The 24,882-nt window shown below is 73.1% G+C and carries 26 protein-coding genes, 1 tRNA gene and 1 pseudogene; 13 read left to right on the forward strand and 15 right to left on the reverse strand.

The window, feature by feature from the left end:
• Positions 1–9 precede the first annotated feature (9 nt).
• Together ACF059_RS15850 and ACF059_RS15855 are read left to right on the forward strand one after the other, a co-directional pair.
• Positions 10–858, forward strand: a complete 849-nt coding sequence (locus ACF059_RS15850; protein WP_392057003.1) for a helix-turn-helix transcriptional regulator — start codon at positions 10–12, stop codon at positions 856–858.
• Positions 818–1,078: a DUF397 domain-containing protein gene (locus ACF059_RS15855; protein WP_392057006.1), complete on the forward strand. Its 261-nt coding sequence runs from the start codon at positions 818–820 to the stop codon at positions 1,076–1,078. The genes ACF059_RS15850 and ACF059_RS15855 overlap by 41 nt, the downstream gene beginning before the upstream one ends.
• 7 nt (positions 1,079–1,085) lie before the next feature.
• Here the strand turns inward: ACF059_RS15855 and ACF059_RS15860 are convergent, their stop codons facing one another.
• Positions 1,086–2,990 carry a putative bifunctional diguanylate cyclase/phosphodiesterase gene (locus tag ACF059_RS15860; RefSeq protein WP_392057009.1) on the reverse strand — a complete coding sequence of 635 codons (1,905 nt, stop codon included), beginning with the start codon at positions 2,988–2,990 and terminating at the stop codon, positions 1,086–1,088.
• A 345-nt stretch (positions 2,991–3,335) separates the two neighbouring features.
• Between ACF059_RS15860 and ACF059_RS15865 the strand changes: the two genes are divergently transcribed.
• Positions 3,336–4,571 carry a M6 family metalloprotease domain-containing protein gene (locus tag ACF059_RS15865; RefSeq protein ID WP_392057012.1) on the forward strand — a complete coding sequence of 412 codons (1,236 nt, stop codon included), beginning with the start codon at positions 3,336–3,338 and terminating at the stop codon, positions 4,569–4,571.
• A 59-nt stretch (positions 4,572–4,630) separates the two neighbouring features.
• On the opposite strand, the gene ACF059_RS15870 is transcribed toward ACF059_RS15865, so the two are convergent.
• The 4 genes and pseudogenes from ACF059_RS15870 to ACF059_RS15885 all read right to left on the reverse strand — a co-directional run bounded on the left by ACF059_RS15870 (position 4,631) and on the right by ACF059_RS15885 (position 6,414).
• A tRNA-Lys gene (locus ACF059_RS15870) sits at positions 4,631–4,704 on the reverse strand.
• Positions 4,695–5,286: pseudogene (locus tag ACF059_RS15875) on the reverse strand (bifunctional DNA primase/polymerase). The gene ACF059_RS15870 and the pseudogene ACF059_RS15875 overlap by 10 nt, the downstream one beginning before the upstream one ends.
• 139 nt (positions 5,287–5,425) lie before the next feature.
• Entirely contained in the window at positions 5,426–5,767 is a 342-nt protein-coding gene (locus ACF059_RS15880; RefSeq protein ID WP_361953582.1) for a hypothetical protein, read from the reverse strand.
• 77 nt (positions 5,768–5,844) lie between these two features.
• Positions 5,845–6,414: an NADPH-dependent FMN reductase gene (locus tag ACF059_RS15885; RefSeq protein ID WP_392057016.1), complete on the reverse strand. Its 570-nt coding sequence runs from the start codon at positions 6,412–6,414 to the stop codon at positions 5,845–5,847.
• Positions 6,415–6,529: 115 nt separating this feature from the next.
• Between ACF059_RS15885 and ACF059_RS15890 the strand changes: the two genes are divergently transcribed.
• Positions 6,530–7,006: a MarR family winged helix-turn-helix transcriptional regulator gene (locus tag ACF059_RS15890; protein ID WP_392057019.1), complete on the forward strand. Its 477-nt coding sequence runs from the start codon at positions 6,530–6,532 to the stop codon at positions 7,004–7,006.
• Between the two features lie 21 nt (positions 7,007–7,027).
• Here the strand turns inward: ACF059_RS15890 and ACF059_RS15895 are convergent, their stop codons facing one another.
• Genes ACF059_RS15895 through ACF059_RS15905 form a run of 3 tightly spaced genes read right to left on the reverse strand, consistent with a single transcriptional unit; the run spans position 7,028 to position 11,072 of the window.
• Complete coding sequence (locus ACF059_RS15895; protein ID WP_392057022.1) at positions 7,028–8,359, reverse strand: AAA domain-containing protein; 1,332 nt, start codon at positions 8,357–8,359, stop codon at positions 7,028–7,030.
• A complete protein-coding gene (locus tag ACF059_RS15900; RefSeq protein WP_392057026.1) occupies positions 8,356–9,927 on the reverse strand; it encodes a hypothetical protein in 1,572 nt (523 codons plus the stop codon). Before ACF059_RS15900 ends, ACF059_RS15895 begins: the two co-directional genes overlap by 4 nt.
• Complete coding sequence (locus ACF059_RS15905) at positions 9,915–11,072, reverse strand: hypothetical protein (protein WP_392057029.1); 1,158 nt, start codon at positions 11,070–11,072, stop codon at positions 9,915–9,917. Before ACF059_RS15905 ends, ACF059_RS15900 begins: the two co-directional genes overlap by 13 nt.
• 124 nt (positions 11,073–11,196) lie before the next feature.
• Here ACF059_RS15905 and ACF059_RS15910 point away from each other — a divergent pair, with 124 nt between their 5' ends.
• Positions 11,197–11,793: a histidine phosphatase family protein gene (locus ACF059_RS15910; RefSeq protein ID WP_366867081.1), complete on the forward strand. Its 597-nt coding sequence runs from the start codon at positions 11,197–11,199 to the stop codon at positions 11,791–11,793.
• A gap of 25 nt (positions 11,794–11,818) precedes the next feature.
• Here ACF059_RS15910 and ACF059_RS15915 read toward each other — a convergent pair whose 3' ends face one another.
• Positions 11,819–13,198 carry a tetratricopeptide repeat protein gene (locus ACF059_RS15915; protein WP_392057032.1) on the reverse strand — a complete coding sequence of 460 codons (1,380 nt, stop codon included), beginning with the start codon at positions 13,196–13,198 and terminating at the stop codon, positions 11,819–11,821.
• A gap of 243 nt (positions 13,199–13,441) precedes the next feature.
• Here ACF059_RS15915 and ACF059_RS15920 point away from each other — a divergent pair, with 243 nt between their 5' ends.
• The 3 genes from ACF059_RS15920 to ACF059_RS15930 all read left to right on the forward strand — a co-directional run bounded on the left by ACF059_RS15920 (position 13,442) and on the right by ACF059_RS15930 (position 15,585).
• Positions 13,442–13,855: a hypothetical protein gene (locus tag ACF059_RS15920; protein ID WP_366867079.1), complete on the forward strand. Its 414-nt coding sequence runs from the start codon at positions 13,442–13,444 to the stop codon at positions 13,853–13,855.
• A 51-nt stretch (positions 13,856–13,906) separates the two neighbouring features.
• The gene (locus tag ACF059_RS15925; RefSeq protein ID WP_392057035.1) at positions 13,907–14,785 is read left to right on the forward strand and encodes a spermidine synthase; all 879 of its coding nucleotides are present in this window, start codon (positions 13,907–13,909) and stop codon (positions 14,783–14,785) included.
• 149 nt (positions 14,786–14,934) lie between these two features.
• Positions 14,935–15,585, forward strand: a complete 651-nt coding sequence (locus ACF059_RS15930; RefSeq protein ID WP_360898061.1) for a class I SAM-dependent methyltransferase — start codon at positions 14,935–14,937, stop codon at positions 15,583–15,585.
• Positions 15,586–15,595: 10 nt separating this feature from the next.
• Here the strand turns inward: ACF059_RS15930 and ACF059_RS15935 are convergent, their stop codons facing one another.
• Positions 15,596–16,141, reverse strand: coding sequence for a hypothetical protein (locus ACF059_RS15935; protein ID WP_392057038.1), 546 nt, complete (start codon positions 16,139–16,141; stop codon positions 15,596–15,598).
• A gap of 79 nt (positions 16,142–16,220) precedes the next feature.
• Here ACF059_RS15935 and ACF059_RS15940 point away from each other — a divergent pair, with 79 nt between their 5' ends.
• The 3 genes from ACF059_RS15940 to ACF059_RS15950 all read left to right on the forward strand — a co-directional run bounded on the left by ACF059_RS15940 (position 16,221) and on the right by ACF059_RS15950 (position 18,767).
• Positions 16,221–16,907 carry a response regulator transcription factor gene (locus ACF059_RS15940; protein ID WP_360898057.1) on the forward strand — a complete coding sequence of 229 codons (687 nt, stop codon included), beginning with the start codon at positions 16,221–16,223 and terminating at the stop codon, positions 16,905–16,907.
• 10 nt (positions 16,908–16,917) lie between these two features.
• Positions 16,918–18,345, forward strand: a complete 1,428-nt coding sequence (locus ACF059_RS15945) for a sensor histidine kinase (RefSeq protein WP_392057041.1) — start codon at positions 16,918–16,920, stop codon at positions 18,343–18,345.
• 125 nt (positions 18,346–18,470) lie between these two features.
• Entirely contained in the window at positions 18,471–18,767 is a 297-nt protein-coding gene (locus tag ACF059_RS15950) for a hypothetical protein (protein ID WP_392057043.1), read from the forward strand.
• 57 nt (positions 18,768–18,824) lie between these two features.
• On the opposite strand, the gene ACF059_RS15955 is transcribed toward ACF059_RS15950, so the two are convergent.
• On the reverse strand, positions 18,825–19,325 hold the full coding sequence (locus ACF059_RS15955; protein WP_361953368.1) for a MarR family transcriptional regulator: 501 nt from the start codon (positions 19,323–19,325) through the stop codon (positions 18,825–18,827).
• A gap of 103 nt (positions 19,326–19,428) precedes the next feature.
• Between ACF059_RS15955 and ACF059_RS15960 the strand changes: the two genes are divergently transcribed.
• Positions 19,429–20,250: an NAD(P)H-binding protein gene (locus tag ACF059_RS15960; RefSeq protein WP_392057046.1), complete on the forward strand. Its 822-nt coding sequence runs from the start codon at positions 19,429–19,431 to the stop codon at positions 20,248–20,250.
• Between the two features lie 11 nt (positions 20,251–20,261).
• Here ACF059_RS15960 and ACF059_RS15965 read toward each other — a convergent pair whose 3' ends face one another.
• Positions 20,262–20,693 carry a MerR family transcriptional regulator gene (locus ACF059_RS15965; RefSeq protein ID WP_392057049.1) on the reverse strand — a complete coding sequence of 144 codons (432 nt, stop codon included), beginning with the start codon at positions 20,691–20,693 and terminating at the stop codon, positions 20,262–20,264.
• A gap of 123 nt (positions 20,694–20,816) precedes the next feature.
• On the opposite strand from ACF059_RS15965, the gene ACF059_RS15970 reads away from it, so the two are divergent.
• Complete coding sequence (locus ACF059_RS15970; RefSeq protein ID WP_392057052.1) at positions 20,817–21,644, forward strand: oxidoreductase; 828 nt, start codon at positions 20,817–20,819, stop codon at positions 21,642–21,644.
• A gap of 72 nt (positions 21,645–21,716) precedes the next feature.
• On the opposite strand, the gene ACF059_RS15975 is transcribed toward ACF059_RS15970, so the two are convergent.
• The 3 genes from ACF059_RS15975 to ACF059_RS15985 are packed head-to-tail and all read right to left on the reverse strand — an operon-like array spanning position 21,717 to position 24,876.
• The gene (locus tag ACF059_RS15975; RefSeq protein WP_392057055.1) at positions 21,717–23,063 is read right to left on the reverse strand and encodes a GH1 family beta-glucosidase; all 1,347 of its coding nucleotides are present in this window, start codon (positions 23,061–23,063) and stop codon (positions 21,717–21,719) included.
• The gene (locus tag ACF059_RS15980) at positions 23,060–23,884 is read right to left on the reverse strand and encodes a carbohydrate ABC transporter permease (protein ID WP_366867069.1); all 825 of its coding nucleotides are present in this window, start codon (positions 23,882–23,884) and stop codon (positions 23,060–23,062) included. The genes ACF059_RS15975 and ACF059_RS15980 overlap by 4 nt, the downstream gene beginning before the upstream one ends.
• On the reverse strand, positions 23,884–24,876 hold the full coding sequence (locus ACF059_RS15985; RefSeq protein WP_392057058.1) for a carbohydrate ABC transporter permease: 993 nt from the start codon (positions 24,874–24,876) through the stop codon (positions 23,884–23,886). Before ACF059_RS15985 ends, ACF059_RS15980 begins: the two co-directional genes overlap by 1 nt.
• Positions 24,877–24,882: the final 6 nt, after the last annotated feature.

Genomic DNA, 24,882 nt, shown 5'->3' on the forward strand with positions numbered 1-24,882 from the left:
TGACCGTCCATGGTCCAGGTCCGCGACCTCGACCCCAGCGCCTCGCCGCTGGACTACTACGCCTACGAACTCCGTCGGCTGAGAGAGGCCGCCGGGCTGAAACTCGGGCAGTTGGGCGACATCATCTACTGCACCGGCTCGCTGATCGGCATGATCGAGCACACGAAACGGGTGCCGACGCGGGACTTCTCGGAGCGGGTGGACGCGGCGCTCGGCACGGACGGGCACTTCTCCCGCCTGGTGGGCCTGGTCCTGCGGAGCGTGCTGCCGAGCTGGTTCCAGGCGTATGCGGAGATGGAGGCCCGGGCGAACTTTCTCTCCACCTTCCAGTGCCAGCTGGTGCATGGGCTCCTCCAGACGGAGGACTATGCGCGTGCCCTGATCGCCGTCGACCGACCGGACCAGGTCGATGAGTTGGTGGCGGCCCGCATGGAGCTGCAACGCCTCCTGGAACGCGAGCACCCTCCCGCCTTGTGGGTGGTGCTCAGCGAGGCCGTGTTGCATCAGGAGGTCGGCGGTCGCGAGGTCATGAGCGGTCAACTCGCTCACCTCCTCGGCTTTCTGGACCAGCCATGGGTGCAGATTCAGGTGCTGCCCTTCGCTGCCGGACAGCACACTGGAATGCTGGGGTCGTTCACCCTTCTCCGCTTTACAGACGAACCGGATTTGATCTATGAGGAGGGCTACGCCCGAGGCCATATGACGGCCAACCCGCCAGTGATCAAGGAACGTTCGGTCGGCTACGCTCGGCTTCAAGCCGCCGCGCTCTCCCCGGAGCACTCGGCCACGCTGATCGCTCGCGTAATGGAGGAACGTTATGGAGAACGGCCTGAAGCTGACGAGCGTGCAATGGCGTAAGTCGTCCTACAGTGGAACTACCGGCGGCGAGTGCGTCGAGTGTGCCCCGCTCGGCGCCGCCGCTTGGCGCAAGGCTTCGTACAGCGGCTCCAGCGGCGGGGAGTGCGTCGAGGTAGCCGCCCAGCCCTGCCTCGTCGCCGTTCGGGACTCGAAGAACCCCGGCGGGCCGACGTTCACGGTGGCCCCGGAGGCGTTCGGGGTGTTCGTGCGGAGCCTCTGACCGGCTGTCAGACCGGAGGGTGCGGCGCGGGTCCGTCCAGTTGGCCGGGGCCCGCCGCCACCTGCCGGTCGATCATGCCGGCGATCACGTCCGGGGCCACCGCGCGGGAGTACAGCCAGCCCTGCCCCGTGTCGCAGCCCACGCGCCGCAGCCGCGCCGCCTGGCCCGCCGTTTCCACGCACTCCGCCGTCACCGTCAGGCCCAGCCGGTGCGCGAGCTGGACCATGGCCTCGACGATGGTCTCGTCGGCCGGGTTCGGGTGCGTGCCCTCGTCGTAGCGGAAGCCCCGTACGAAGGAGCCGTCCAGCTTCAGGACCGAGACCGGCAGGCGGCTCAGGTAGGCCAGGTTCGAGTACCCGGTGCCGAAGTCGTCGATCGCGATCCGCACGCCCATGTCGCTGAGCGCCTGCAAGGCCTGGAGCGGACGGCCGGCCGAGCCCATCACGGCCGACTCGGTCAGCTCCAGCTGCAACAGCTGCGGCGCCAGGCCCGTCTCCGCCAGGATCTCCGCGACGTCGCCCACCAGGTCCGAGTCCCACACCTGCCGTACGGCGACGTTGACCGACACGAAGACCGGGGTGTCGCTGGGCTGTTCGATCTGCCAGCGGCGGGCCTGCCGGCAGGCGGTGCGCAGGACCCACTGGCCCAGCTGGACGATGGAGCCGTCTTCTTCCGCAATTCCGATGAACCGATTCGGCGTGAGCTTGCCGAACTGCGTGTGGTTCCAGCGCACCAGGGCCTCGACCCCGCGCAGGGCCCCGCTCTCCAGGTCCACCAGCGGCTGGTACTCCAGCTCGAACTCCCCACGCTCCACGGCCGGGCGGAGCGTGGAGGAGAGCGCCTGCCGGGTCATGCGGTGCGCGTTGCGCTCCGGGTCGAAGAGCGTCCAGCGGGCCTTGCCGTCGGCCTTGGCCCAGTACAGCGTCGTGTCGGCGGCCTGCATCAGACCGGTCGCGGAGGTTCCGGCCGTGGTCCGCTCCACCACCCCGATGGAGGCGGAGACCGACAGCCGCTGACCGGCCAGGTCGAAGGGCTCTTGTACGGCGGCCAGCACGCTCTTCGCCAGGTCGGCGAGCTGGTCGGTGCCGCTGGAGTCCTCCACGAGCAGGGCGAACTCGTCGCCGCCGAGCCGTGCGACCAGGTGCCCGCCGGTGCGCCCGTAGCCGGACTGGTCGGCGCACTGGGTCAGCCGGGCGGCGACGGCGGCCAGCAGCCGGTCGCCGACCCGGTGGCCGAGGGTGTCGTTGACGGCCTTGAAGCCGTCGAGGTCCAGGTAGCACAGCCCGATCCGGCCGGTGCCGCCGCCGTGTTCGTACGAGGAGGCCTCCAGGGCGGCGGAGAGCCGCTCGAAGAACAGCGCCCGGTTCGGCAGCCGGGTGACCGGGTCGTGCATCTGGAGGTGGCGCAGGCGGGCCTGGAGGTCGCGCCGGTCGCTGATGTCGGCCACGGACAGCAGGACGTCCCCGGTCCCGGGGACGGGCCCGAGGGTGACCTCGGTCCACAGCGAATGCCCGTCGGGGTGCTTGAGGCGGCGGGTGCAGCGCAGCCGGGCCTGGCGGCCGCGGAGCACTTCCTGGTACGCGGACCAGGTGCGGGCCTCCGCGGCCAGGTCCACCAGGTCGGCGGCGCACCGGTGGACCAGGGCGTGGGGCTCGCTGCCCAGCAGTCCGGCGAAGGCCTGGTTCGCGGCGACCACGTAACCGTCGCGGTCCACGACGGCCATGGCGAGGTGGGCCGCGTTGAAGGCGGCCCGGTAGTCGCGCAGCTCGGACTCGGTGGCGCGATAGGGCGCCGCCGAGCCGACCGGCATGGGGGAGGCCGACGGCACGGCCGGCACGGCCTGGTGACGCTCCGTAATGGCCGATCGGATGCTGTCGGCCGCCGAACCGGTTCCCTCTGAGGTTCCGCTCACCGTGGCTCCCGCAGTGTTCGTGAGTGTCCGTGCAGGAAAGTGTGCCGATCATAGAGGCTGCCGGAGGGCCCTATCCAGCGGCGTCGCCGCGCGGGACGCGGCAGTTCGGCGTGCTGACGCTTCGTCGGACCAAGATCGCTTGATCGTTTCTGCGCGGCTGTGAGCGCGCGAGGGCTTCCGCTGTCCTCGGGTGATCGGTCGTGACGATCTGTAGGCAGGTGCGTGAAGGCCGGGGGTCACCGGCTTGCCCTATTGCTCACTCGTGTGGGGCAGCGGAACAGGGCATTAGTAAGACAATCGCCTCAAGGTGGCTAAACAGGGCAAAATCCACCACCGGAGGTCGATGTGACGCGTCAGCAGCCACCCGGGGGAGTGGACCGCTCCCGCATCCGAAGTACCGGCGCGGCACTCACCTCCCTGACGGCGCTCGCCGCCATGTCGCTCGTCGCGGGGCCCGCGGTGGCCGATTCGGGAGCCGGACCCTGCGCGCTCTCCCGTACGGCGGCGCACCACTCGCTGGGGCTGGACAGCTGGAACGGCGCCTACCCCAAGCCCGAGCGGACCCTCGATGCGGTCATGGTCTTCCTCTCGTTCCCCGACCACCGCACCACCCTCACGACCGGGGAGATCGCCGGCGACTACTTCCCCGCCACCAGCGAGTTCTTCGAGCAGGCCTCCTACGGCCGGTTCCGCCTGGCCGCCCACCCGCAGAAGCGGTGGATCGCGATGCCCAAGCCGTCCACCGCCTACGGGATAAGGCGCGACTGGGCACCCGAGGACCGGGCGGCCTACCTGCGGGACGCGGTCGCGGCCGCCGACGCCGAGGTGGACTTCGGCAAGTACGACGTCGTCTACTTCGTCGCCGACCCGGATGCGCCCGGGGTGGACTCCGACGCCACGAAGGTCGTGAACTTCGACCGCCCGATCGTCGCCGACGGCACGGAACTGCGTCGCATCGTGACCGTTTTCGAGCGCCACCCCCCGGACCGCAACGTGCTGGCCCATGAGACCGGGCACGTCTTCGACCTGCCCGACCTCTATCACCGGCCCACGGACGGAAAGGGCGACTGGGACACCTACGTCGGGGACTGGGACGTCATGGGCAGCCAGTTCGGCATGGCCCCGGACCTCTTCGCCTGGCACAAGTGGAAGCTGGGCTGGCTGGACGCCTCCCAGGTGGACTGCGTGCAGTCGGGCTCCTCGCTGCACACCCTCCAGCCCCTGGCACAGGCCCCCGTGGCGGGCGGCACCGGAGGGACCCGGCTCGCGGTGATCCGTACGGGACCCGGCAGCGCGATCGCCATCGAGGCGCGGGGCTCCGCCGGCAACGACGGGGACACCTGCACGGAGGGGATCCTCGTCTACCGCGTGCGCAACGAGGCGGCGTCGGGCGGCGGCCCGATCGAGGTCCTGGACGCCCATCCGGAGACGGAGGCCTGCTGGGACCGCTCGGTGTACCCGCCGCTGGCGGACGCCCCGCTGGAGGTGGGCGAGACCTACAAGGTGCCCGGCGAGCGGATCAGGATCGAGGTGGCGGACCGCACCCGGTCCGGCGCCTACACAGTGAAGATCACCACGTAGGGGGCGGCGGCCGGGAAACGAAGAAGGCCCCCACTCGCGTGGAGGCCTTCTTCCGTCTGTGCGCCGCCAGGGACTCGAACCCCGGACCCGCTGATTAAGAGTCAGCTGCTCTAACCAACTGAGCTAGCGGCGCTTGCTGACGAGGTAGACATTAGCAGGAGGATCCGCGGAACGAAAAATCGATATCCCCAGGTCCGGTCGGTGCGGGGCTGCGGGCCGCCCGCACGAAGGCCCAGAGCAGCGCCTCCGGCCCCGGAAGCCAGGGCGTGCGCGCGTCGGGGGCCACCAGCCACCGGGAAGGGCCGGGGGCGGCGGCCAGCGGGGGCACGGTGACGGCGTCGCCGCGGCCGTGGCACAGCGGCGCCGGGGCCGTACGGGAACCACCCCACTCCTCCCACGCCAGCAGGGCGGGGAGCCGGTGGGCGGTGCCCGGTGAGGCGAAGAGGAGCATCCGGCCGCGGTGCACCGCGACCGGGCCGGAGCCGGGGCCCTCGGACCAGAGCAGGTCCAGGACGCGGCGGCCGAGGACGAGCGGGACGTTGACGACGTCGAAGGCGCTCCCGCAGGGCAGCGTGGCGAGCGCGGTGGGCCGGGCCTGCCACAGCGCGAGGGTGCGCTCGGGGTCGGCGGCGGCCGAGGCCAGCCAGGCGGCGCCCTGCGGGGTGACATGGGTGGCGGGGCGCACGCAGCGCGTGTCGAGGGCGGGAGAGGTCATTGCCGTCGTCAGCGTCGTCATATGCCAGATGTACCGGGCGTAGCGAACCGGTTTCCAGGAGTTACCGAAAACCGGGACGCGACGGGTGGTGATGGGATATCTTGCGCGCCGTCGCCGGGAGCTCCGCCCCCGGCCCGCGCTACGGCGTACCGGCCCCGCGCTGGAGGGACTCGCCGAATTCGATCATCTTGCGGGCGTAGTCCTCGGTCCACTCCGCCTGCTCGGCGATCACCGCCGGCGAGAGCCGGTCGAACCGGCGCGGATCCGCGAGCTGGGCGGCTGCCAGCGCCTGGAACTCCACCGCCCGGTCCTGCGCGGCCCGGAACGCCAGGGTCAGCTCGGTCGCACGCGCCAGGAGCTCCGCCGGGTCCTCTATCGACTCCAGGTCGAAGAAGTGTTCCGGATCCGCCGCCGCCTCCGAGGGTTCGAAGAGCAGCGGCGCAGGCCGCAGCCTCCGCTGGGTCCGCTCCGGCTCTGCCATGCGTGTCCTCCTGCTGCGCGTGCGAAATGCTTCCGGGCCACCGTCCATTGTCCAACGCCGCGCAAGGGGCCGTCAGCTCATACGGCGGCGGGCTCCGCGGTGCGCTGCGCGGCCAGCGCGGCCACGTCGTCGAGAACGCCCGTCAGCTCGCCCGCGAGTCCCTCGGGCGCGCGGAAGCCCTCGGGGCCGATCATCCCGGGCAGGCCCGGGATGGCGACGGAGCGCTCGGCGGGCAGCAGGCCGACCCGGTGGAGCACGGGCTTGAGCATCTCGGCCGCCGGGGCGCCGCCGCTGGGGCCGCCGCTGTAGCTGACGATGCCGACCGGCTTGCCCGCCCACTCGCGGTAGAGGAAGTCGATGGCGTTCTTGAAGGGGGCGGTGAAGCCGGCGTTGTACATCGGCAGGACGAAGAGGAAGGCGTCGGCCGAGTCGACCAGGGCGCTCCAGTCGCGGGTGTGCTGGTGGGCGTAGTTGCCGGTGGAGGCGTATTCGGGCTCGTCGAGGAAGGGCAGCGCGATCTCGGCGAGGTCGACCGGGGTGACCTCGAAGCCGCCGTGTGCGCGGGCCTGCTCGGTGACCCACTGCGCGAGGGGGCGGCCGGAGGAGGTGGGGCGGGTGGCGGCGGAGATGACGTGGAGGCGGGTCACGGAGTGGACTCCCAAGGGGTGCGAGCGGTTGTTGATGTGTCACCTATAAAACCCGGAGGTGGGTGACGTGTCAACCAGGTAGATGATGTGTCATCGATCTGGTTAGAGTGCGGATATGACCCCCGCACCCGAGCCCCGGTGGCTCACGGCACGTGAACAGGACGCCTGGTACGCCTGGCGGCGGATGTTCCCCCTGGTCAACGCGGGGATCGCCCGCGACCTCAGCCAGGACAGCGGGCTCTCCGAGGCCGACTACGACGTCCTGTCGGTCCTCGGCTCCACGGACGGCCACCGCACGCGCATCAGCGCCCTGGCCGAGCTGATGCAGTGGTCGCGCAGCAGGCTGTCCCACCAGCTCACCCGCATGGAACAGCGCGGCCTCGTCCGCCGCGAGGAGGTGGCCGCCGACGCCCGCGGCGCGGAGGTGGTCCTCACCGCCATGGGCGTGAGCACGATCATGACGGCGGCCCCGCTCCACGTGGAGTCCGTACGCCGCCACCTGATCGACGTCCTGACCCCCGAGCAGCTGCGCGTCCTGGCCGAGCTGGGCGAGGTGCTGGCCGCCCGGATGGGCGTCACCCGCAAGGCGTAGCGCCACCGCGCCCGGCGGGGCTCACGGCCGCCAGGCCACCCGGTGCTCCGCCAGGTGCGCGAGCACCGCGTGGTTGGCCTCCCAGCCGTCGGGGAACTTCACCGTCACCCCCAGCTGGACCGGTTCCGTCGAGGGGTGTTCGTCCAGGAGCTCCGCTATGCCCGCCCGGGCCACCACCACGCAGGCGTGCCGGTGGCGGGAGGCCAGGACGCACAGGCGGCCCGTCTCCAGGTGGAAGGCCGTCGCGTCCGGGCGGCCCGACAGCGGGTGCAGGACCACCGTGAGGTCGTACTCGCGGCCCTGGAGCCGGTTCGCCGTGTCCACCGTGACCCCCGTGACCCCGAGCGCGGCCAGCGCCGCACGGACCGCCGCCGCCTGGTCGCGGTGCGCGGTGCCGACCGCGATCCGGTCGGGCGTGAGCGGGACCGGGCCCGGGGACTGCTCGTCGGAGGTGACCGCCCCGCGGTCCAGCGCGCGGCGCACCACCAGGGCCACCGCCCGCACCGCCTCCGGGTCGGTGCGCGGGGTGTGCCGGGCGGGCAGCTCCAGCAGGCCCCAGCCCGCCTCGGCCGCCTCGTCCAGCACCCGGTCGGGACCCGACCCGTCCGAGGGGACCCCGTACGAGAGCCGGCGCTCGCCCGGTCCCGTACCGCTGCGGAACTGCGTGTACGGGTAGAACGCGCGGGAGACCAGCGGCGCCGCCGTCGCCGGGAGCCGCCAGGACACCGGCAGCCGGTGCTGCGGCAGCTGCGGGTTGTGGGCGAGCAGGGTGCTCACCGCCGCGGCGGAGGGGTCGTAGGACAGGCCCGCCCACTGCTCGGCGCCGACCACGCTGAAGGGGTCCAGCTGCCCCGGGTCGCCCACGAACAGCGCCCGGTCGAACAGCCCGGCCACCGCCAGCAGCGCGTCCGAGCGCATCTGGTACGCCTCGTCGACGATGGCGTGCTCCCAGGGCTCCACGTCCTGGACGAAGGCCCACTTCGCCGCCGTGGAGATCGTGACGGGCAGGCCCGCGAGGTCGCCGGGCTTGGCGGAGAGCGTGACCGAGGTCAGCTCGCGCAGGGCCGGATCGTAGGCCTCGCCGTCGCTGCTGTGCAGCCGGCCGACCTTGAGCTCCGGGTCCTTCTCGGCGAGGCGCAGCACCAGGTCGTCGACCTGCGCGTTCGTCTGCGCCACCACCATCAGCCGGCGTCCGGCCGCGGCCAGTTCGCGGGCCGCCCGCACCACGAGCGTGGACTTGCCGGCACCGGGCGGGGAGTCGACGACCACGCCCCGCTCGGTCCCGTGCAGCGTGTCGTGCAGGATCGCGGCGGTCGCGTCGGCGGCCGCGGCCCCCGGGTCGAAGGAGTTCACAGCAGGTCCTCGTCGGTCACGGCGTCGGTCGCCACGGGGCCGGTCAGGTGTCCCGGCGGGCCGCCGTGCGTCCACGGGGTCCGCTCGGGGTCCGGGAGCCGGGGGCCGCCGCGCGCGTCGTGCTCGAAGAGCGTCCAGCACACGAGGTCGCCCTTCTCCGGGACCGATCCCGGCTCGGGTTCCCGGCCGCGGCCCATCTTGTCGAGCAGCCGCAGCACGATCCGGTCCTCGGCCTCGTACCGTACGAACTGCGCCGACTGCGGCCGTCCGGCCAGCGAGCGGAACACCTTCCCCCCGCCCCCGTCCGCGAGCTGCGGCCGGTCCTCGGTCGCCACCGTCACCAGGGGGCGCGGGCTCGGCCGCTTCGAATCCGTCCACTCCATCACCACCTCGGTGACCTCACCGGCGAAGGCCTCACCCGCCAGCCGCCGGCCCGCCATCACCAGCGGGTCGTCCAGCGCCTCCTGGGCGTCGAGCCGCACCTGCTCGGTCTCCCGCGTGGCCAGCTTCTGGGCGGCCGTCACCGCGTCGTCGCGGCGCGGCTGGGGCGGCTCGCCCGCCCGTACGCGGTCCCGGTGGCCCGTGTAGGACCAGCGGTCGCGCGTCCAGCGCTCGGCGGTCCGCTCCCCGGCGGGCAGGGCGCGCAGCAGCTCCAGGGAGCGCCACACCGCGTCCCAGGTGGGCGTCATCTGGGAGGCGACCAGGTCCCGTACCTCCTGCTCGGCGCGGGCCCGCGCCCGCTCGTCCTGCGGCTGCGCCGCGCGCGCCGCGTCGTAGCGGGCCATCGCCGGGGCGAGCAGCTTGTTGTCGAAGGCCGGGTCCGTGGCGGGACCGGCGGGCGGGAGCAGCAACCGGCCTTCGCCGTCGCGGGCCAGCTCGGCGCGCAGCGCGGCCTCGGCGCCCGACTCGCCCTCCGGGGGCGCTATCCAGGCCAGCAGGGCGCCCAGGTGCTGGTCCTCCAGATGACTCTGGCCGGTCGCCCAGTGCCGCCCCAGCAGCTCGGAGGCCGACAGCAGCATCGAGGACCCCGGGACCCGGGAGCGCTCGGCGAGGTGCGTGAACCAGCGCCCCAGCAGCGGCACCCGGGCGGGCGCCGGGAAGGGGTTGTCCGGGTCCTCCTCGGCGGTGCGGCGAAAGCGCATCGACCGCCCCAGCAGCCGCACGTACTCGATGCCCGCCCGGCTCGGCACGATCAGCTGCGGTGCGTCCAGGCACAGCTCGGCCTGGACCTTGGACCTCTTGCCCGTCTCCGGGTCGGTCTCGCTGCGCTCGACGAGCTCGACCTCGTCGGCGTAGGCGTCCACATACGGCAGCACCTCGGCGGCCAGGTCGGCGAGGAAGGCCCACCGCAGGTCCCGGTCGCGCGGCTGCGGCACCACCAGCAGCCGCGGCGCGGCCGGATCGGTGCCGACCAGGGCGCCGAGCGGAGCCCCCGCCTCACCGGCCGTCGTCAGCGGTACGAGGACCAGCGGGCGCTCGCTCAGATGGCGGTGGCGTACGGTCGCCAGCGGCTGGGCGCGGCCCGCCCGGACGGCCTCCAGCCGCGCCAGGGTGTTCAGGAGGGGCATGACGCGCCCTCCCCGGCCGAGCGCAGCGCCTCGGCGCGCAGCCGGGCCGCCCGGTGCAGTGCGGCCGCGGTCGGGTCCTCGGCGCAACCGGACCCGCCGGCCGCCGCGAGGGCCTGCTCGACGGTGGTCAGCGCGCCCAGCTCACCCCGTACGGAACGGCCCAGGGCGCTCACCTGGTCCTCGGCGCGGGCCTGGCCCCGGCAGTGGAAGGCCAGCTCGCAGGCGGCCAGGCACTCGGGGGCGTAGGCGGCGTCCACGGCGGCGACCGCCTCGGTCAGTTCCTCGGGGGTCAGCGCCGGGTCGAAGCTGAGCCCGTCGGGCAGCGCGGCGGCCAGCTCCTCGACGCGGGTCAGCCGCTCCAGCTGGCGCCGGGTGACCGAGCGCTCGCGGCGGATGTCGACGGGAGAGGCGGTGGGCAGGTTGGAGAAGTCCTTGGGGCAGACCAGCAGGGCGGTGTGGCCGACCTCGGCGCCGGTCAGCTTCCCGGCGGTCTTCTCCAGGGCCAGCACGTAGACGGCGGCCTGCCGGGCGGCGGCGCCCACCTTCGCGGCGTCGGCGGCGCCGTCGATCATCGGGAAGGACTTGATCTCCACGACGCTCCAGCGGCCGTCGGGGTGCACGACGACCGCGTCCGGCTCCAGGTAGGCGGGGGAGCCCGCCACTTCCAGGGCCAGCATCGGGTGGTCGAGCAGGGTCCACGCCCCGGTGTCCCGGCCGGCGGCGGTGGCCTCGCGCAGGGCGAGCGCGGTGCGGGCGGCGCGGCCCTCGGGCCCGGCGGCGGTCAGGTCGGGGACCCGGGCGTCCGGTCCGGGGGGTTCGGCGGCGGGGTCGAGGTGGGCGTGGGCCAGCCGCAGCAGCTCGGCCCCGCCGTCGCCCTTGACCTTGGCCTCGAAGGAGTTCCCGCGGATGATGGCGAACTGCGACTGGCCGAAGGCCGCCGGGGAGCCGAGGGCCGAGGCGAGCGCGGTCTTGTCGACCCCGGCGCCGTCGAGCAGGGCGCGTCTTCCGCAGCCGGGATTGGCGGCGAGCGCCGCCAGCGCCCGGGCGTCGAGCGGTCGGGGCGGCACGGCCGGACCGCGCAGGCCGGCGAGCCGCCGGCGCAGCGTGGTCGGCTGCGCGGGGCTGCTGGGCGGGTAGGAGCTCACCCGCGGAAGTGTCCCATCCGCCACTGACAATCGGGGACGGAGCCGGAAACCTGCGATGGGATGATGTACGGACGGCAGAATCACCGTAAAACCGAATGAACACATCCGTACCGGGAGAACTCATATGGCCCCCCGCATCCTGCTGGCCCGACACGGCCAGACGGCGTGGTCCAAACTCGGCAAGCACACCGGACGCACGGACGTGCCGATGCTGGAGGAGGGCAAGCGGGGCGCCAAGCTGCTCGGCGAGCGGCTGGCCCGCGACCCGTGGCGCGGCCTGCCCGGCCTGGAGGTCCGCACCAGCCCGCTGGTGCGTGCCAGCGAGAGCTGCGAGCTGGCGGGCTTCGGGGTGCAGGCGGAGCCGTGGGACGCCCTGATGGAGTGGGACTACGGCGACTACGAGGGCATGACCCCGGCCGAGATCCAGGCGGTCCGGCCGGGCTGGCTGATCTGGCGCGACGGGGTCCCGGGCGGCGAGTCCGTCGCGGACATAGCGGCGCGCGCGGACGAGGTGGTGGCCTGGGCCCGCTCGGCGGAGCGCGACGTCCTGGTCTTCGCCCACGGCCACATCCTGCGCACCCTGGCCGCCCGCTGGCTGGGCTTCGACGCCTCCTTCGGCGCCCGCATCCGCCTGGAGCCCACGTCCCTCTCGGTCCTCGGCTGGGCGTACGGCGCGCCCGCGCTGGAACGCTGGAACGACACGGGGCACCTGGACGGCTAGGCACTTGGACGGCTGATCGAGCGTGTCAGGCCGACGCGTGCCGGGTCAGGAAGGCGCCCACGCGCGGGGAGCGCTGGTGCGGGACCAGGGCCTCGGCCGTCTGCGACAGCTTCGACCGGATCCGGGTCGACTGCACCTGCTCCAGCAGGTCCAGCACCCGGCCCCCCGCCCACGCGGCCTCGTCGGGCGCACCCGCCCGCGCCAGGTCGTCCGCCAGCTCCCCCGTGTAGAGGGCCACGTTGCGGGCGAAGTGCGGATCCTGGAGGTCGGCGGCCCGGCGCGCGTGCCGGGCCGCGCGGGCGTGCTCCCCGAGCGTCGCCCAGCACCGCGCCTCCAGGTACTCCAGCTCCGCCTCGCCGAAGAAGGACATCCACTCGGGGTCGGCGTCCGCCTCGCCCCGCGAGAACTCCGTGTGCGCCAGCGCCAGCGCCTCCTCGCAGGCCTTGCGGTCGGCCAGCCCCGCCCATCCGCCGGCCTCCCGCAGCGCGAGCAGCGACAGCAGCCGCGGGGAACCGAGGGAGCGCGCGGCGCGGCGGCCCGCCTGGGCCGCCCGTACCGCCTCGCGGGAGCGGCCGCAGTCCCGGGCGAGGTAGGCCATGTTGCTGAAGGCGTGCGCCTCCAGGCCCGCGTCCCGCGACACCCGGGCCGTGGCCAGGGCCTCGGCGTAGTGCGAGCGGGCGTCGTCGAAGCGCCCGGAGTCGTGGGCCAGCCAGCCGACCGAGACGGCCAGCTCGCCGGCGCCCGCGTGCAGCCGGTCCTCGGTGGACTGCCGGGTGGCCCCCGCGTCGAGCAGCGCGTAGGCGGTGCGCAGGGGTTCGGCGGCCTGCCGGTACAGGGCGTCGGCGCCGTGCCGGTCGTCCAGCAGCCGGATCTGGCGTACGGCGTCCTCGACGGCCGCGGCCTCGGACTCGCCGGCGCGGGAGGGGATGCGGCGGGTGTCGCCGAGCAGGGTGAGGCCGAGCGTCGCGGCCGCCACGGTCGCGGAGCCGCCCGCCATGAACGCGCGACGCAGCACGTCGCTCTCCTTGGGACGGGAAGGGGAACGGGGAGGGGGGACGGAGAGGAGGAGGGAGGGGGGAAGGGGGCCGGGGACGGTGGTGGCGACGGAGCCCGCGAGGGCGGCGGGCTCGCGCAGCGCCGAGCGGCCGCGGACGCTCTCGCGCGGGGAGAAGCCCAGGTCGGCCAGGGCGCGGCCGGGGAACATATGGAGGAAGACCCGCTCGTAGGCGTAGTTGGGGCAGCGGATCTCGCCGGACTCGACGCGGCCGATGTAGCGCGCGTCGCAGGAAACCGTTTCTCCGATCTCCTTCGCCGCCCGTCGCACCAGGGCCGCGAACTCGGCCGGCGAGTGCTGTCCGCGCAGCCGCCGGAACGTGGAGTTGGGTGAGTGGGGGGACGCCGCCATGGACGTGGCCTCTCTGGCAAGGAACCCGGCGCCGGTGCTGTGGAGGTGGGGACCGGCGCGCATGAACGTACCGCCAGGGGCAGGGTGTTCATGCGATGTTTGGCTACAAAACGGATATCTCACCCGCGATCCGCCATGAACTGCCATCCTTTGCGGCGTCTTGCCGCCGCACCTGTTGACGTTCCCGCGCGTTGAACCCATGCGGATCCGGATCGAGGAGGGGTTCCCTTGGTGGAGGGCGGCATGGAGAGCACTGGAACGAACACCGCGCCCGCGCCCGGCACGGCCCCGGCGGCGGACTTGGACCTGGACCTGGTGACCGTGCCCACCCGGCAGGGTCTGGAGGCGGTGGACATCATCCGCCGCGCCGCCAGCCAGGCCGGCGGGGTCGGACCCGTCCTGCACGACGGATCCGGCGACACCCTCGGCTTCCTCGTCCCGCCCGGCACCGCCGACGCCTGGGACCTGCCGGGCAGCGCGTGTACGCAGACCAACGGCCGCGGGATGCGCTTCGGCGACGCCGCCTCGCCCGTGGCGGGCGCCACCGGCTGGCTGCTCCCGCCGGAGGCCGTCGGACCGGTCACCGATCCCGAGGTGCTGCGCGCGGCGCTCGGCGAGGCGGCCCGGCTGATCGAGGCCGCGGACAACTGCCGCTGAGGGTGACTGCCGCTGAGCGGACGACTGCCGCCGAGCGGCGACAATGGGACCGTGGCGGGCAAGGACAGGAACAAGGGCAAGCAGCGCGGACGGGCTGCCGCGGAGGCGGTCGTCGGCCAGGTGGACGGCGGCCGGGCGGAGCTGGAACCGGACCGCGAGCGCGCCGGTGCCTGGACGCTGCTGATCGACGGTGCCCCGCAGTCGCATGTGGACCTGGACGATCCCGCGTACCTGGACTTCGCCTACCAGCGGCGGATCGGCCACCTGATCGACCTCGCCGCGCCCGCCCGGCAGCCCCTGAACGTGGTGCACCTGGGCGGTGGCGCCTTCACCCTCGCCCGCTACACCGCCGCCTCCCGCCCGCGCTCCACCCAGCAGGTCGTGGAGATCGACGCCGCCCTGGTGGCCTTCGTACGGGAACACCTGCCGCTGGACCCGCAGGCGCGGGTCCGGGTCCGGGCGCTGGACGCGCGGGCCGGCCTGGCCAAGGTGCCGGACGGCTGGGCGGACCTGGTGATCGCGGACGTGTTCAGCGGCGCGCGGACCCCGGCGCACCTGACGAGCACCGAGTTCCTGGACGACGTACGCCGCGCCCTGGCGCCCACGGGGTGGTACGTGGCCAATCTGGCGGACGGTCCGCCGCTGGCCCACCTGCGGAGCCAGATCGCGACGGCCGCGTCCCGGTTCACGGAGCTGGCGCTGGCCGCGGATCCGGTGGTGTGGCGGGGGAAACGGTTCGGCAACGCCGTCCTCGTGGCGGCCGACCGCGAGCTGCCCGTCGCCGAATTCACCCGCCGGGTGGCGAGCGACCCGCACCCGGGCCGGGTCGAGCACGGCCGGGCCCTGGCGGACTTCGCGGGTGGCGCGGCGCCGGTCGCCGACGCCTCCGCGGTGGCCTCGCCGCAGCCGCCGCCGTCGGTCTTCCGCTGAGTGTGCGGGGCGCCGACGCCATTCCGGATCGGCACCGGATCCGGCGGATAAAGATCGGCGGAGTACTCCCGGCGGGCGGTCCCCGTGCGTAGCCTGTGAACCCCTAGGAGGGTCGCCCCTTCTACGACGCGTTCAGGAGACGGCCAAAGATGTCTGATTTCCCCGCAACCTCCGGTGCCCCGACCCCCGGGACCCCGGCGTCCGGTGCTCCCAGCACCGCCGGTTCCGACTACACCCAGCGGCTGGCCCGCCTGGAGCAGTCCGGGATCAAGCGGCTGCTGCCGACACAGGCGCCGTACCGGTGGAACCTGCAGCGCCTGCAGCTGGGCCGGGTCCTCGACATCGGCTGCGGCCTGGGGCGCAACCTGCTCAACTGCGGCCCCGACAGCGTCGGGGTCGACCACAACCCGCACTCGGTGCAGACCTGCCGCGAGCGCGGGCTGAACGCCTACACCCCCGACGAGCTGGCCGCGGCCCCGGACTGCGGGCCCGGGTCCTTCGACAGCCTGCTGGTCGCGCACGTGCTGGAGCACGTCGACGAGGAGACCGCGGCGGCGCTGCTGGAGCAGTACCTCCCGCTGGTCAAGCCGGGCGGCTCGGTCGTCATGATCACCCCGCAGGAGGTCGGCTACCGCTCGGACGCCACCCACATCCGCTGGGTCGGCTTCGAGGAGCTGCGCCGGCACGCGGGCAAGGCGGGGATCGCGGTCCGGCGGACCTACTCCTTCCCCTTCCCCCGTCCGATGGGCAAGGTCTTCCCGTACAACGAGTTCGTGCTGGTGGGAACCGTCCCGGCGTGATCTGCGGGGGTCAGGGGTCGACGGTCTCGACCCGTGGCGGGTGGTCGTGCCAGGTGCAGAACACCGACACCTCGCGGCCGTCGCGGGTGAAGGTGACCCGGATCCAGTAGTCCTGCTTCCACACCTGCATCCGCCAGCCCGCCGCCGGGGTCGCGGAGACCAGCTCCGCCGAGGAGGCCCCCAGGTCGAAGACGACCCGGCCGCCCGAGACGGGGTAGGCCTTGACCGTGTCCGCGCTGGCGCTCTCCCCCTGCTGGGGGCGGGAGCTGGCCGGGGGCTTCGCGGAGGAGGGGGCGGGGGTGGCTCCGGCGGGGGCGGAGGAGGTGGGGGAGGCGGAGGGCGACGGGGACGCGGACGGCGAGGGCTCCGGATCCGTGTCCTGCGGGCGGTGCGCCTGCTGCGTCGAGGAGGACAGGGGCAGCGTGGCCAGCGGCACCGCGAGCGGCGGATCGTAGGCCGTGCCCGACATGACCGCGTGCACGCCCCACCAGGACAGCGTCACCGCCGCCCCCGTGGCCAGCGTCCAGGCCATGGCATGGAGAAGTCCTCGTCGCATCAGGGCACATACTGCACCACCCGTCACACAAGCCGCCCGCCACCCCGCCGGGTCCCCCGAATGGACTACGGTGCGGGCCATGGCAAGTGTGCTCGTGGTCGAGGACGACCAGTTCGTACGTTCCGCCCTCATCCGGCACCTCACCGAGGCCTCGCACACCGTGCGGAGCGTCGGTACGGCCCTGGAAGCCCTGCGCGAGGTCGCGCACCACCGCTTCGACGTGGTCATCCTCGACCTGGGGCTGCCCGACCTGGACGGGTCGGAGGCGCTCAAGATGCTGCGCGGCATCACCGACGTACCGGTGATCATCGCCACCGCGCGCGACGACGAGGCGGAGATCGTCCGGCTGCTCAACGACGGCGCCGACGACTACCTGACCAAGCCCTTCTCCGTGGAGCACCTCTCCGCCCGCATGGCCGCCGTGCTGCGCCGCTCCCAGGCCGCCGGGGCCGAACCGCTCTCCCGCGTCCTGCGGGTGGGCGGGCTCGCCATCGACCCGCTGCGCCGCCAGGCCGAGCTCGACGGGGCGGTACTGGACCTCACCCGGCGGGAGTTCGACCTGCTGGCCTTCCTCGCCGGGCGGCCCGGGGTGGTCGTGGCCCGGCGCGAGCTGCTCGCCGAGGTCTGGCAGCAGTCGTACGGGGACGACCAGACCATCGACGTCCACCTGTCCTGGCTGCGCCGCAAGCTCGGCGAGACGGCCGCCCGGCCGCGCTACCTGCACACCCTGCGGGGCGTCGGCGTGAAGCTGGAGCCGCCGCAGTGAGGGGCTCGCTGTGAGATGGGCGCTGGTCAAGGTGTGCCTCGCGGTCACCGCGATGGTGGTCGTGGCCTTCGCCGTACCGCTCGGGCTCGTCGTGCAGGAGATGGCCAGCGACCGGGCCTTCTCCAACGCCGAGCGGCAGGCCGCCACCATCGGTCCGACCCTCTCGATCACCACCGACCCGGTGCAGCTGCGCAAGGCGGTGGAGTCCACGCAGATGGGCGCCGCCCGGCGGATGGCCGTCCACGTCCCGGTGATCGGCGCCGACGCCCCGGTGGAGATCGGCGGGGGCTGGGCGGGCGAGCACGCCGTGGCCGAGACCCGGCGGATCGGGCGGGCCACGACGGCCTCCGTGGCGGGCGGCGGCTCGGCGCTGCTCCAGCCGACCGCGCTCGGGTCCGGGGACATCGCCGTGGTGGAGATCTACGTACCGGAGAGCGAGGTCAGCAATGGCGTGGCGACCGCCTGGCTGGTCCTCGCGGGCGTCGGACTGGCGCTGATCGTGGGCTCCGTGGCGGTCGCCGACCGGCTCGGCGCCCGGCTCGTACGGCCCGCCGAGCGGCTCGCGGACGCCGCGCACCAGCTGGGCGAGGGCAGGCTCGGCGCGCGGGTGCCGGAGGCCGGGCCGAAGGAACTGCGCTCGGCGGCGGTCGCGTTCAACGCGATGGCGGACCAGGTGGTGCAACTCCTCGCCAACGAGCGGGAGCTGGCTGCCGACCTGTCGCACCGGCTGCGGACGCCGCTGACCGTGCTGCGGCTCAACACGGCCTCGCTGGGCGACGGTCCGGCCGCCGAACAGACCCGCGCGGCGGTGGAGCAGCTGGAGCGCGAGGTCGACACCATCATCCGTACGGCCCGCGAGCAGCGCCCGGCCACGGGGCTGGCCGGTGCGGGCGCCGGAGCCGGCGGCGGCGTCGGTGCGGGTGCCGGGTGCGATGCCTCCGAGGTGATCCGCGACCGCATGGCCTTCTGGTCGGCGCTCGCGGAGGACGAGGGCCGCGAGGTGCGGCTCGCGGGGGTGGACCGTACGGTACGGATCCCCGTGGCCCGCCCCGAACTAGCCGCCGCGCTCGACGCCATGCTCGGCAACGTCTTCCGGCACACCCCCGAGGGCACCCCCTTCGCGGTGGACGTCCACGACGCCGGGGACGCGGTCATCGTGCTCGTCTCGGACGCCGGCCCGGGCATCGCGGACCCGGACGCCGCGCTGCGCCGCGGCAACGACGGCGGCCGGGACGGGTCGACCGGCCTCGGCCTGGACATCGTGCGCCGGGTCGCGGAGTCGACGGGCGGTGACCTGCGGCTGGGGCGCTCGGTGCTGGGCGGGACCGAGGTGCGGGTCTGGATCGGCCTGGACGGACGGAGCCGCGGCGGCCCCGGCGGGGGGCGGGTGCGGCGGGGGCGGCGCGGCAGTCGGCGCGGCAGGGGCGCGCGGGCCTAGCCGTAGCCCGTAGCCCGTAGCCCGTAGCCCGTAGCCCGCAGCCCGTTGCGCGGCACGGACGGGGGCGCAGATGTTGCTGCGGCCCCGGTCCGCGCCGAGTGTGAGCGTGAGGGAAGGAGTCACGCATGAGAGTCATGCTCAGGGCCCACTTCGACACGGCCGCCAGCAACGAGGGCATCGCGACGGGCGCCCTGCCCCAGGCCATGAAGAAGCTGATGGACAGGGTGAAGCCGGAGGCGGCCTACTTCGGTCTGCACGAGGGCGTGCGCTCCTGCTGGATCGTCTTCGACCTCCAGGACAGCGCGATGGTGCCGTCGCTGACCTGGGACCTGCTGCACCAGTTCAACGCCGAGGTCGAGGTCGGTCCGGTCATGCGGCCCGAGGAGCTGATGGAGGCTCTGGGGGCGTTGCAGGGCTCGTGACGGGCCGGCTCGGTCCTGGGCTCGGTCCCGGGCCCCGTGCTGAGCTCGGTCCTGGGCTCAGTCGCTGTCGCCGGAGGTCAGGCGCTTGGCCTGGGCCCGGCCGACTTCGGCGGCGCGGTGCAGGTAGTCGGCGATGACGGCGAGCTCGGTGTCGGAGTAGCTCTCCAGTACGGCGCCGAAGGCGCGGCCAGGGGTGTCCCAGGCCGCGCCGATCCGTTTCCGGGCCTCGGGGGAGAGGGAGACGAGGGAGCGGCGGCGGTCGTTCGGGTCGGAGTGCCGCTGGACGACCCCGGCCTTGACCATGCGGTCCACGAGGCGGGTGGCGGAGCCGGAGGTCAGACCGGTGAGGCGGGCGATGTCGCCGGTGCTGACGGGCTCGGGCTCCATGTCGAGGAGCGCGACGCACTGCATGTCGGTGGGGTGCAGGCCCACGTGGTCGGCCATGGCCTGGTTGAAGAGGGAGTAGTCGGCGTAGTGCCGCTGGCTCTCGGTGACGATGCGCGCGAGCAGCTCGGCCCGGCTCCATTCCTCACCCGAACGAGGGGAATCAGTTGACATCGGCTTCTCCGTGCTCCAAATTTGTCTGTGTGACGCAGAGAATGCATCGCACAGAATCTGTGTCACGTATCCATCCTACCTCCAGTCAGAACGGGACACAGTCATGTCGATCCTCGTCACCGGCGGCCGCGGCGCCGTCGCCCGCGGTCTGTGCGACCTCCTCACCGCCCGCGGCATCGCGCACCGCATCGGCTCCCGCGAGCGCGACGCCCCGGGCGCCGTCCACTGCGATCTCACCGACCCTGCGACCTTCGCCGGCGCCCTCGCCGGCATCCGCTCCGTCTTCCTCTATGCCGAGGCCTCCGGTATCGACGCCTTCGTCAAAGAGGCCGTCGCCGCCGGCGTGGAGCACGTCGCGCTCCTGTCCTCCTCCTCGGTGCTCAGCCCCGGTGCCGCCGACAGCCCGCTCTCCGCGGCCCATCTCGCCGTTGAGCAGGCTCTGTTGGCCTCCCCGCTGCGCACCACCCTGCTGCGTCCTGGGTCCTTCGCGAGCAACGCCCGGGGCTGGGCCTGGTCGATGAAGTCCGGCCGCCCGGTGCACCTGCCCTACCCCGGCGCCTACGCCGACCCGGTGCACGAGGCCGACCTCGCCGAGGCCGCCTTCGCCGTCCTCACCGACCCCGCCCTCGGCGGCCGCGCCTACACGCTGACCGGCCCGCAGTCGCTGACGTTCGCGGCGCAGATCGCGATAATCGGCGAAGTCCTCGGCCGCCCAATATCCTTCGAGGCCGTCTCGGCCGAGCAGTGGAAGGCCGAGGTCGACGGTTACATCCCCGGGCCCTACGCCGATGCGCTCCTGGAGTACTGGGCCTCCACTGACGGCCTCCCGGTCGAGATCACCCCTGCCGTCGAGCGCCTCACCGGCCACCCGGCCCGCACCTTCAGGACCTGGGTCGAGGACCATGGCGACGCCTTCTCGGCCTGAGGGCCGGGCGGTCACGCACCCTCTGACGGATGGCGCTCCTGGTGAGCGCCGGCCTGCGCGGCATCCGAGCGCGACGGATTCCAGAGCCGGTCGGCCTCGCCGCGGGCGAGGTGGTCTTCGTAGATCCTGACCTTGTACCGCATGACGTCCAGGGTCTCGTGCAGTTCCCGGATCTGCGCCTCCACGTGCTGTTCGTGCCGGCGCAGCAGCGCGAGCCGCTCGTGCTCGTTGCCCGGGCCCTGGCGGGCCAGCTCGATGTACTGCCGGATGGTCGCCAGCGACATGCCGGAGGAGCGCAGCTTCGTGCAGATCGCCAGCCATTCGAGATCTTCCTCGTAATAGATCCGGCGGCCGTTGGGCAGGCGGCGTACCGGGTTGGCGAACAGGCCCTCCCGCTCGTAGAACCGCAGGGCGTGGACGCTGAGTCCGCTGCGCTCCGCCACTTCACCGATGCTCAGATCCACAAGTGACCCCCGTCACACAGCTCTTGATCTAGACCCGACTCTAGCTTCTAGCGTCGACCCGTCGGCCCGAGGGGCGATCGACATCGGAAACTGGGGGAGAGCATGGGCGTTTGGTTTGTCACGGGTGCGTCGCGCGGGCTGGGTGCGGAGATCACCCGGGAGGCGCTGGAGCGGGGACACCGCGTGATCGCTACGGCGAGGGACGTGTCGGCGGTGGAGCGGGCCCACCCGGACCACCGCGAGGGCCTGCTGGCCCTGAAGGCGGACGTGACCGTACCGGAGCAGCTGGAGGCCGCCGTGGAGGCGGGCCTGGCGAGGTTCGGCCGCATCGACGTCGTGGTCAACAACGCCGGTTACGGGCTGGTGGGCGCGGTCGAGGAGGTCTCCGACCAGGCGGCCCGGGACCTGTTCGACGTCAACGTGTTCGGTGTGCTGAACACGCTGCGGGCGACGCTGCCGACGCTGCGGGCCCAGCGATCGGGACATGTCGTGAACATCGGCTCCGTGGGCGGCTTCGCCACCGCTCCGGGGGTCGGCGTGTACGGGGCGTCGAAGTTCGCGCTTGAGGGCATATCCGAGGCGCTGCACGGCGAGCTGGCTCCGTTGGGCGTCCATGTCACGATCGTGGAGCCGGGCGGTTTCCGCACCGACTTCCTCCACCGGTCGAGCATCCGGGTCGAACCGGCCTCCATCGCCGACTACACCGCCGGCGCGGGTCCGGTGCGCGAGGCGCTCGCCGCCAACGACGGTCGCCAGCCGGGCGATCCGGCGAAGGCGGCGAAAGCCGTCGTCGACCTCACCGAGGCCGCCCAACCGCCGCTGCGCCTGCAGTTGGGTGCCGATGCGGTCGAACGCGTCGAGGCGAAGCTGGACCTCGTGCGACGGGAACTCGACCAGTGGCGCCACGAAGCACTCGCCACCGGCATCTGAGCAGCCCTCCGCATCCGGACCGCCCTGCCCCGGACCGCCCTGCCCCTGACCGCCCGGCCCGGGGCCCCAAGGTCACATGACCCCCTTGCGGGCCAGGCGGGCGTACCAGTGGGCGCTGGAGCGCGGGGTGCGGGCCTGGGTCTCGTAGTCGACGTGCACGATGCCGAAGCGCTTGCTGTAGCCGTAGGACCACTCGAAGTTGTCCATCAGCGACCAGAGGAAATAGCCCTCGACGGGGGCGCCGTCCTCCCGCGCGCGGTGGAGGGCGGCGAGGTGGGCCTCCAGGTAGGCGATGCGCTCCGGATCGTCGAGGTCCTCGGCGTACGCGGCGCCGTTCTCGGTGATCAGGAGCGGCAGCCCGGGTGCCTCCTGGGTGAAGCCCATCAGCAGGTCGTACAGGCCGCTCGGGTCGATCGACCAGTTCATGTCGGTCCGCTCGCCCGGCGGCTGGTGGAAGGCCACCCCGTCCGCCGCGGGCCAGGGGGAGTGGTCCGTGGAACCGTGGCCGTCGGCGCGCGGGCCCTGCCCGTCGGGCGCCGCCGAGACCACCGCAGGGGTGTAGTAGTTCACGCCGAGGAAGTCCAGCGGCTGGTGGATCAGCGCCTCGTCGCCGGGGCGGACGAACGACCAGTCCGTGATCTCGGCGGTGTCCGCGAGCAGGTCCCGCGGATACGCCCCGTGCAGCAGCGGCCCGGTGAAGATCCGGTTCGCCAGGGCGTCGATGCGGCGCCGCGCGTCCAGGTCGGCCTCGGAGCCGGTCAGCGCCCGCACCGCGCTCGGGTTCAGCGCGATGCCCACCCGCGCCGAGGCGGGCAGGGCGGCCGCGGCCAGGCCGTGCGCCAGGTTGAGGTGGTGGGCCGCGCGCAGGGAGTCGGCCGGGGAGGTGCGGCCCGGAGCGTGCACCCCGGAGGCGTAGCCCAGGAAGGCGCTGCACCAGGGCTCGTTGAGGGTGGTCCACAGCTCCACCCGGTCGCCCAGCGCCCGCCCGACCTGCTCGGCGTACCGGGCGAAGGCGTAGGCCGTCTCCCGCTCGGGCCAGCCGCCGGCGCTCTCCAGCCCCTGCGGCAGGTCCCAGTGGTACAGCGTCACGCAGGGCTTGATCCCGTACGAGAGCAGCTCGTCGACGAGCGCGTCGTAGAAGCCGATCCCCCCGGCGAGCACCCGCGGCCAGGACACCGAGAACCGGTACGCCCCGAGCCCCAGCTCCGCCATCAGCCGGACGTCCTCGCGCCACAGCCGGTGGTGGTCGACGGCCACCTCGCCGGTATGGCCCCCGTACACCTTCCCCGGCGTACGGCAGAAGGTGTCCCAGATCGACGGCCCGCGCAGCGCGGCCGCGCCCTCGATCTGGAAGGCGGCCGTGGCCGCCCCCCACAGGAAACCGTCGGGGAAGCGCAGTTCCCCTGTCGTGTCCGTCATCCCTTCACCGCTCCTTGCATGATGCCGCCGACGATCTGCCGGCCGAAGACGAGAAACACCAGCAGCAGCGGGAGCGTGCCGAGCAGCGCGCCCGCCATGATCACCGACTGATCGGGGATGTAGCCCCGGCCCAGTCCGGTCAGGGCCACCTGCACCGTCGGGCTGCCGTTCTGGGTCAGCGCGACGATCGGCCAGAAGAAGTCGTTCCAGGCCATGACGAAGGTCAGCATGGCCAGCACCGCCATGGCCGGACGGGCGGCCGGGAACACCACGTGCCACACGATCCGCAGCGAGCTCGCCCCGTCCGTGCGCGCCGCCTCCACCAGCTCCGACGGCAGCGCCTGCGCCAGGTACTGCCGCATGAAGAAGACCCCGAACGCGGACACCAGCGTCGGCAGGATCACGGCCTGCAGCCGGTCCGTCCACGACAGCCGGGCGATCAGCATGTACAGCGGGACCACGCTCAGCTGCGGCGGGATCAGCATTGTCCCCACGACGAGGGACATCAGCAGCCGGCGGCCCCGGAAGCGGAGCTTGGCGAAGGCGAAGCCCGCCAAGGTGGAGAACAGGACCGTCCCGGCCGCGACCGTCCCCGCCACGATCACCGTGTTCAGCAGGGCCGTGCCCATGTTGGCGTCGGTCCACGCCACCTGGAGGTTGTGTCCCAGGTTCCCGCCGAACCAGAACGGCGGCGGGGTCTGCGCCAGGCGCGTATTGCTCCGGGAGGCCGCGATCGCGGTCCACACGAGCGGGAAGAGCGAGCCGGCGGTGAAGAGGGCGAGCACCACGTAGGTGAACCGGCCCGCGCGCAGTGACCTCATCAGGAGTCCTTCCGTCCGCGCAGCAGCCGCGCCGCCCCGGCGATCAGCAGCAGGATCAGGAACATCGCCCACGCGATGGCCGAGGCCCGCCCGAGGTGGAGGTTCACCCAGCCCTGCTCGTACAGGTACAGCCCGAGCGTCTGGAACTGGTGGTCCGAGCCGCCCGTCGCGCCCGCCCCGCCGTTGAACAGCAGCGGCTCACCGAACAGCTGGGTCGCGCCGATCGTCGACACCACACAGGTGAAGAAGATCGTGGGCCGCAGCGAGGGCACCGTCACGTGGAGGAACTGCTGCCAGCGCGAGGCCCCGTCCAGCGCCGCGGACTCGTACAGCTCGCCCGGCACGGCCTGCATGGCCGCCAGGTAGATCAGGGCGTTGTAGCCGGTCCACCGCCAGATCACGATGGTGGAGACCGCCAACTGGGAGGCGAAGGTGCCGTTCTGCCAGTCGACCGCGTCGAAACCGAGGGACGACAGCGCCCAGTTGACCATCCCGTAGTCCCGGCCGAAGAGCAGCACGAAGACGAGCGTGGCCGCCGCCACCGAGGTCGCGTACGGGGTGAGCACCGCGACCCGGAAGAAGGCGGAGCCGCGCATCTTGTAGTTGAGCAGGTGGGCCAGCCCGAGCGCGATCGCCAGCTGCGGCACCGTGGACAGCAGCCCGATGGTGAAGGTGTTGCGCAGCGCGTTCCAGAAGAACTCGTCGTCCCACAACCGGGTGAAGTTCTTCAGCCCGACCCACGTCATGCTGTCCGGATCGGTGAGCTCCACCTGGTGCAGCGCCGCCCAGCCCGTGTAGAGCAGCGGGAACAGCCCGAAGGCGGCGAAGAAAAGGAAGAAGGGCGCCACGAAGGCGTACGGGCTGGCGCGCAGGTCCCAGCGGTAGCGGCGCGAACGCCACACCTGCCCGCGCCCGCCCCGGCCACCCCCCTCCGCCGCCGGCCGCTTCGGGCCGACGGCGGAGGGGGACAGGACGGCCGTCTCGTCCGTCACGGCCGC

It is taken from the genome of Streptomyces sp. NPDC016562 (assembly GCF_043076955.1).
Taxonomy (GTDB): Bacteria; Actinomycetota; Actinomycetes; order Streptomycetales; family Streptomycetaceae; genus Streptomyces.